The sequence below is a fragment of the Stenotrophomonas sp. 05L44_2 genome (genome assembly GCF_056665995.1).
The window spans coordinates 1-4659 of the sequence record NZ_JBFTNR010000316.1 but is presented as its reverse complement, the minus strand read 5'-3'; the positions used below and the strand labels follow the sequence as shown (position 1 = coordinate 4659).

General features: G+C 65.5%; 7 protein-coding genes and 1 tRNA gene. 2 read left to right on the top strand and 6 right to left on the bottom strand.

Annotated features, from left to right (window positions below):
- Positions 1–193: 193 nt before the first annotated feature.
- Together AC1VAN_RS12325 and AC1VAN_RS12320 are read right to left on the bottom strand one after the other, a co-directional pair.
- On the bottom strand, positions 194–544 hold the full coding sequence (locus tag AC1VAN_RS12325) for an SH3 domain-containing protein (protein ID WP_442251124.1): 351 nt from the start codon (positions 542–544) through the stop codon (positions 194–196).
- 130 nt (positions 545–674) lie between these two features.
- A complete protein-coding gene (locus AC1VAN_RS12320) occupies positions 675–1262 on the bottom strand; it encodes an FMN-dependent NADH-azoreductase (protein WP_032976247.1) in 588 nt (195 codons plus the stop codon).
- A gap of 122 nt (positions 1263–1384) precedes the next feature.
- Between AC1VAN_RS12320 and AC1VAN_RS12315 the strand changes: the two genes are divergently transcribed.
- The gene (locus AC1VAN_RS12315) at positions 1385–2377 is read left to right on the top strand and encodes a LysR family transcriptional regulator (RefSeq protein ID WP_025878750.1); all 993 of its coding nucleotides are present in this window, start codon (positions 1385–1387) and stop codon (positions 2375–2377) included.
- An 85-nt stretch (positions 2378–2462) separates the two neighbouring features.
- Positions 2463–2552 (top strand) — tRNA-Ser (locus tag AC1VAN_RS12310).
- A gap of 77 nt (positions 2553–2629) precedes the next feature.
- Here the strand turns inward: AC1VAN_RS12310 and AC1VAN_RS12305 are convergent.
- Genes AC1VAN_RS12305 through AC1VAN_RS12290 form a run of 4 tightly spaced genes read right to left on the bottom strand, consistent with a single transcriptional unit; the run spans position 2630 to position 4443 of the window.
- Entirely contained in the window at positions 2630–2833 is a 204-nt protein-coding gene (locus AC1VAN_RS12305) for a helix-turn-helix transcriptional regulator (RefSeq protein ID WP_442251125.1), read from the bottom strand.
- On the bottom strand, positions 2820–3131 hold the full coding sequence (locus tag AC1VAN_RS12300; protein ID WP_442251126.1) for a hypothetical protein: 312 nt from the start codon (positions 3129–3131) through the stop codon (positions 2820–2822). Before AC1VAN_RS12300 ends, AC1VAN_RS12305 begins: the two co-directional genes overlap by 14 nt.
- The gene (locus tag AC1VAN_RS12295) at positions 3128–3718 is read right to left on the bottom strand and encodes a hypothetical protein (RefSeq protein ID WP_480985887.1); all 591 of its coding nucleotides are present in this window, start codon (positions 3716–3718) and stop codon (positions 3128–3130) included. Before AC1VAN_RS12295 ends, AC1VAN_RS12300 begins: the two co-directional genes overlap by 4 nt.
- Complete coding sequence (locus AC1VAN_RS12290) at positions 3715–4443, bottom strand: hypothetical protein (RefSeq protein WP_442251128.1); 729 nt, start codon at positions 4441–4443, stop codon at positions 3715–3717. Before AC1VAN_RS12290 ends, AC1VAN_RS12295 begins: the two co-directional genes overlap by 4 nt.
- Positions 4444–4659 lie beyond the last annotated feature (216 nt).

The window sequence follows — 4659 nt, the reverse complement described above, 5'->3', positions numbered from 1 at the left end:
GCAGCATCACCGTGCCTGAAGCCCTGCGCCCGTACATGGGCGGCATCGAAACCATCGGCTGATCAGCCGGTAGCGCCGGGCCATGCCCGGCGGCCTTCTGATGGGTGCCGGCCATGTCGGCACCGCATCCACGCATGGCGTGGATCTACTGAGGCGGTGCGGCATCCACGCCATGCGTGGATGACGCAATCCATCAACCTGCTACGCGCAACTTCTCCAGCGGTACCCAACCGGCCTCGCCAGCCGCCGGCACACACCACGCCCACCCATTGAGCGTGCGCACGCCGCGCAGGTGCTGCCCCGGGTCCACATCAAGCTCCCGCGCGCAGTAATCCTCCGTGGCAAACGCGCCACCCTGCGAATCGCGACCGATCACCGGCGCCGGCACGAACCCCGGCTGCTGTCCCTCGGCCTCGCACAGAAACCAGTCCTCCCAACCCTCGGGCCCCTCATAACGATCGCCCACCACCAGTGCCTGGCCACGGTGCAGGGTGATCGGGTGCGGAAATTCGCTGCGGTGCGCAGCCATCACGATGTAGTTCATCGCCTCATGGTGGCAAAAAAAAGCGGCCCCGCAAAAGCAGGGCCGCCAGGGTGGGCCGGGATGGGGGAGGGAATCCCGGCCCGCGTTCAGCGCCCAGACGAGGGAGAGAGGCGCCGAACGCTGGAACGCGTTACGCCGCTGCCACTTCCGCCGCCTCATGCGACGGCAGCGCTGCCAGTGCACCGGCAATGGCGTCTTCGCGATGCTGCGGCGAATAGGCGATGCCCTCGGCACGCACGAACTCGATTTCGTTGATGCCCCAGAAGGCAAACGTCTGGCGCAGGAAGGGCTCCTGGAAATCCGCCGGCGAATCGGTGTAGATGCCGCCACGGCTGCTGACCACGATCACCCGCTTGCCACCGGCCAGGCCCACCGGGCCGTTCTCGGTGTACTTGAAGGTGCGCCCGGCCACCGCCACGCGGTCGATCCAGGCCTTCAGGGTGGAGGGCACGCTGAAGTTGTACATCGGCGCACCGATCACCACGATGTCTGCGGCCAGGAACTGCTCGAGCACCTGTTCAGCATCAGCGGCCTCGGCCGGGTCGGTCTTGGCCAGCGACCCGCTGCGCAGATGCGGTACCGGATTGGCGTCAAGATCGCGATAATCAACCTGCAGGCCGTCGATCTGCTGCTTGAACTGGGCCACCACGGCGGCGGTCAGGTGGCGGGAGACGGAGTTGTCGCCAAGCACGCTGGCGTCGATGTGCAGAAGCTTCATGGCAGTACCTATGTTCGGGAGAGGTGGCGGGCTTGCCGCCGACGGAGAGAACGATAGGTTGTTGCATCGACGGGATAAAGGTGGTTGAATGCCACGTATTGTTCTATCAATGGAACTCGGGTATGCATGACCTGAATGATCTGTACTACTTCGCGATGGTGGTCGACCACGGCGGTTTCGCCGCCGCCGAGCGCGCACTGGGCATCCCCAAGTCGCGCCTGAGCCGCCGTATCAGCCAGCTGGAAACGGACCTGGGCGTGCGCCTGCTGCAGCGCTCCACGCGCCGCTTCGCCGTCACCGACGTCGGTACCAGCGTGCACCGCCACGCCCAGACCATGCTGGCTGAGGCGCAGGCCGCGCGCGAGGTGGTGGACCGCCTCAGCGCCGAGCCGCGCGGCCTGGTGCGCGCCAGCGTGCCGGTGTCGCTGGCGCAGATGCAGCTGCCCAAGCTGCTGCCCAAGTTCCTCGAGCAGTACCCGAAGGTGCGGCTGCAGCTGAACATCAGCAACCGCCGTGTCGACATCATCAACGAGGGCTACGACGTCGCCCTGCGCGTGCGTTCGCGGCTGGATGACGACGGCAGCCTGGTGATGCGCAGCTTCGGCCAGGTGCAGGAACTGCTGGTGGCCAGCCCGAAGTACTTGGACCGCGCCGGTCGCCCGAAGGACCCGGAAGAGCTGGCCAACCACGTAACCCTCAGCATCAGCGAAGACGAGGCGCGCCAGCGCTGGGAACTGCACGGACCGGAAGGCGCGGTGCGCCGGGTGGACCTGCAGCCGCGCGTGGCCGGTTTCGACTTCCCGCTGCTGCAGAGCATGGTGAAGGACGGCTTCGGCATCACCATGCTGCCGGAAACCGTCTGCGCCGATGCCGTGCGCAACGGCGAGCTGGAAGTGGTGCTGCCGGACTGGTCGCTGCCCCAGGGCGTGTGCCATGCCGTGTTCGCCTCGCGTCGCGGCCTGCTGCCGGCGGTGCGGGTATTCATCGACTTCCTGGCCGAACACCTGCCGCCGCAGCTGGAGGCCTCGCGCCTGGATTGCGGTGGCGCCTGCGAGAAGGCCAAGGAGCGTATCAAGGCCAGTGCGCTGGGTGCGTTGGCGGTGGACGCGGGCTGAGGCCAGCCTCCGATGGAACAACGGTCTTGGGCAAATCGCCTGGCCGTGCGAGAATGCGTGCCCGGCCAGCAGGCTGGGCCGATACGGAGAGATGGCCGAGCGGTTTAAGGCACCGGTCTTGAAAACCGGCGAAGGGTTAAACCTTCCGTGGGTTCGAATCCCACTCTCTCCGCCAGAATTTTCGAAAAGCCCCTAGAAATATGGGCTTTTTCTTTGTCTCAGCTATTGCTACCCGCCCGCTTACCCATCCACCTACAGCGACCGATTCAGCGCGATTTGCTGCCGAACCCAGCCCTGCACCTCGGATTGTATCCACAGTGCGCGCCGGCCAATGCGGATTGAGCGCGGGAAGCGGCCGGCCTTGATCTCGCCGTATATGAAGGTGGTGCCCATGCCGGTCACCTGCCGCACCCGTTCCAATGACAACAGCTCTTCCAACTTCTCAGCCGCGGCCATGATTGCCTCCTGCCGCGCGCTGCAGCTTTGGTGGCTGCTCGGCCAGACCGAGCTTGAACTGCACGATGTTGCCGGGAGCGGTCGGCACGGCGCGCGGGCTCCGCGCTGGTCGGTTGATCCGCCGCCACTCGGCCAGCGCTGCATCGGGGTCCGGCTTCTTGCCGGTCGATCTGCAGCAGCATTCGACCAGGTGGCCACCGCCGGCGCTGGTGCAGCGCATGTCGTGGATGTGGCGCGCGCGGTGGCCGGCGGCGCAGGCCGGCAGCCCTTCGGGATGGCTGATCTGTCGCTGTGTCATGGCTTCTCGCACTCCTCGATGTAGGCATTCAGTTGGTCCCGGAGGAACGCCGCTTCCTTGGACCTAAAACGCCTGTCAAAACTGTTGATGGGGATAGGTCCGGCGTCGATCAGCCACTGCAGCGGCTGTAACAGCCAGCGCGGATCGAACGGAAGCCGGCTGCGCGGATCCACCGGCTGCGCCGATGGCATGCAGTCCGGGCCTGCCCAGTCTTCGGGGTCGCCGCACCTAGTGCAGGTGCGGTTCTTGAACACGTGTTCCTTCTCCGGCTGCGGCACGCGTGGTTTGTCGAACAGGGCGCGGATGACCAAGCCGCGCGTATCTGCGTAGCAGACCTGCGCGGCATCGGCTTGCATCCAACAACCGGGGCCAACGTCGTCCTTGTGGCGGTATTCCCAGCGAACCACATGGGACGAGTAGAGCTCGTCCTTCAGTGCATGCCCAAGTGCGTGGGCGCGCTCGGCGGGCACCGGTGGGCCGGYCGGATCGATATGGCACAGCTCGGAGACAATGGCTGCAGTCCGCGACGATGCCTTGGTGGCATCAATCACGGCGGCCGGGCTGCTTGGGAACGATGTGGCGGTCATGCGAACAGGTCCAGTTGGGCCGGCAGGGGTGGTGGAAAGGGCGGGACAGGTGCCGGCGCTGATGCAGCCCGGCGCGGCTTTGCTGCACGCACTGCACGCTGCACCAGCTCCAGGTATTCGCCGTCGGCGCGCATCTGCCACGGCCGTCCTTTGATCGGGCATACGTCGTGATTGCCGGCGTTGTAGTGGTCTGCGGAGGGGCCTTCCTGATAGCGCAGCTTCAGGAGGTAGTGGGGCCGACCGGCGCAGAACCCTCGTTCGGTGAACGGCCCGCTCACACCGCGAACGGTGAACAGCCGCGGCCTACGGCGCCAGTTGCTCGCGTCGCCAGGAAGGTCTGGCAGGCCGTAGTTGGCGTTTGGCTCGTCCTTGTACCAGGACCACACCTTGTCGCCGACCCGGAACGGCTGCAGCTCTTCGACACCTGCATGCGTTCGATCAGAAAGCGGAGGCAGCAGATCGCGAATCGAGAAGAGGCCACCTCGGCCCGAAATTTCGCTGAAGCACGTGAACGCAAACGGCCCGATTGCGATCCCACCAGCCTTCATCATGTAGAAGCCGCGCCGGCATGGTGTGCGACCGAACTCGATGCTGGAGAGGATCGTCTGCCTCGACCAGCCGCGGGCAACGCGTCGGGCGATCATCGACGCGGCAATCTCGTGCGCCAGGTCTACGTCGATGCTGCCGTGGTCGACYGGGGCAGCGGTGAGCAGCTGGTCAGCCATCGGCCACTCCCTGACGCTGCCCTGCAAACTGTGAGGCGCAGCACGAGTTCACGGGTGCTGACAAGGGCTTCACGCCATTCCTGCGTTTATCCGACAATAGCGATCCGTGGAACGTGTGCTCACCGTCCTGGATGCCAACGTCACTCAGGGAGGGGGTGCGCCATGTACGAGGTTGTAGGTCCGTATTTGATTGAATGGAGTGTGGTCGGGGAGCAG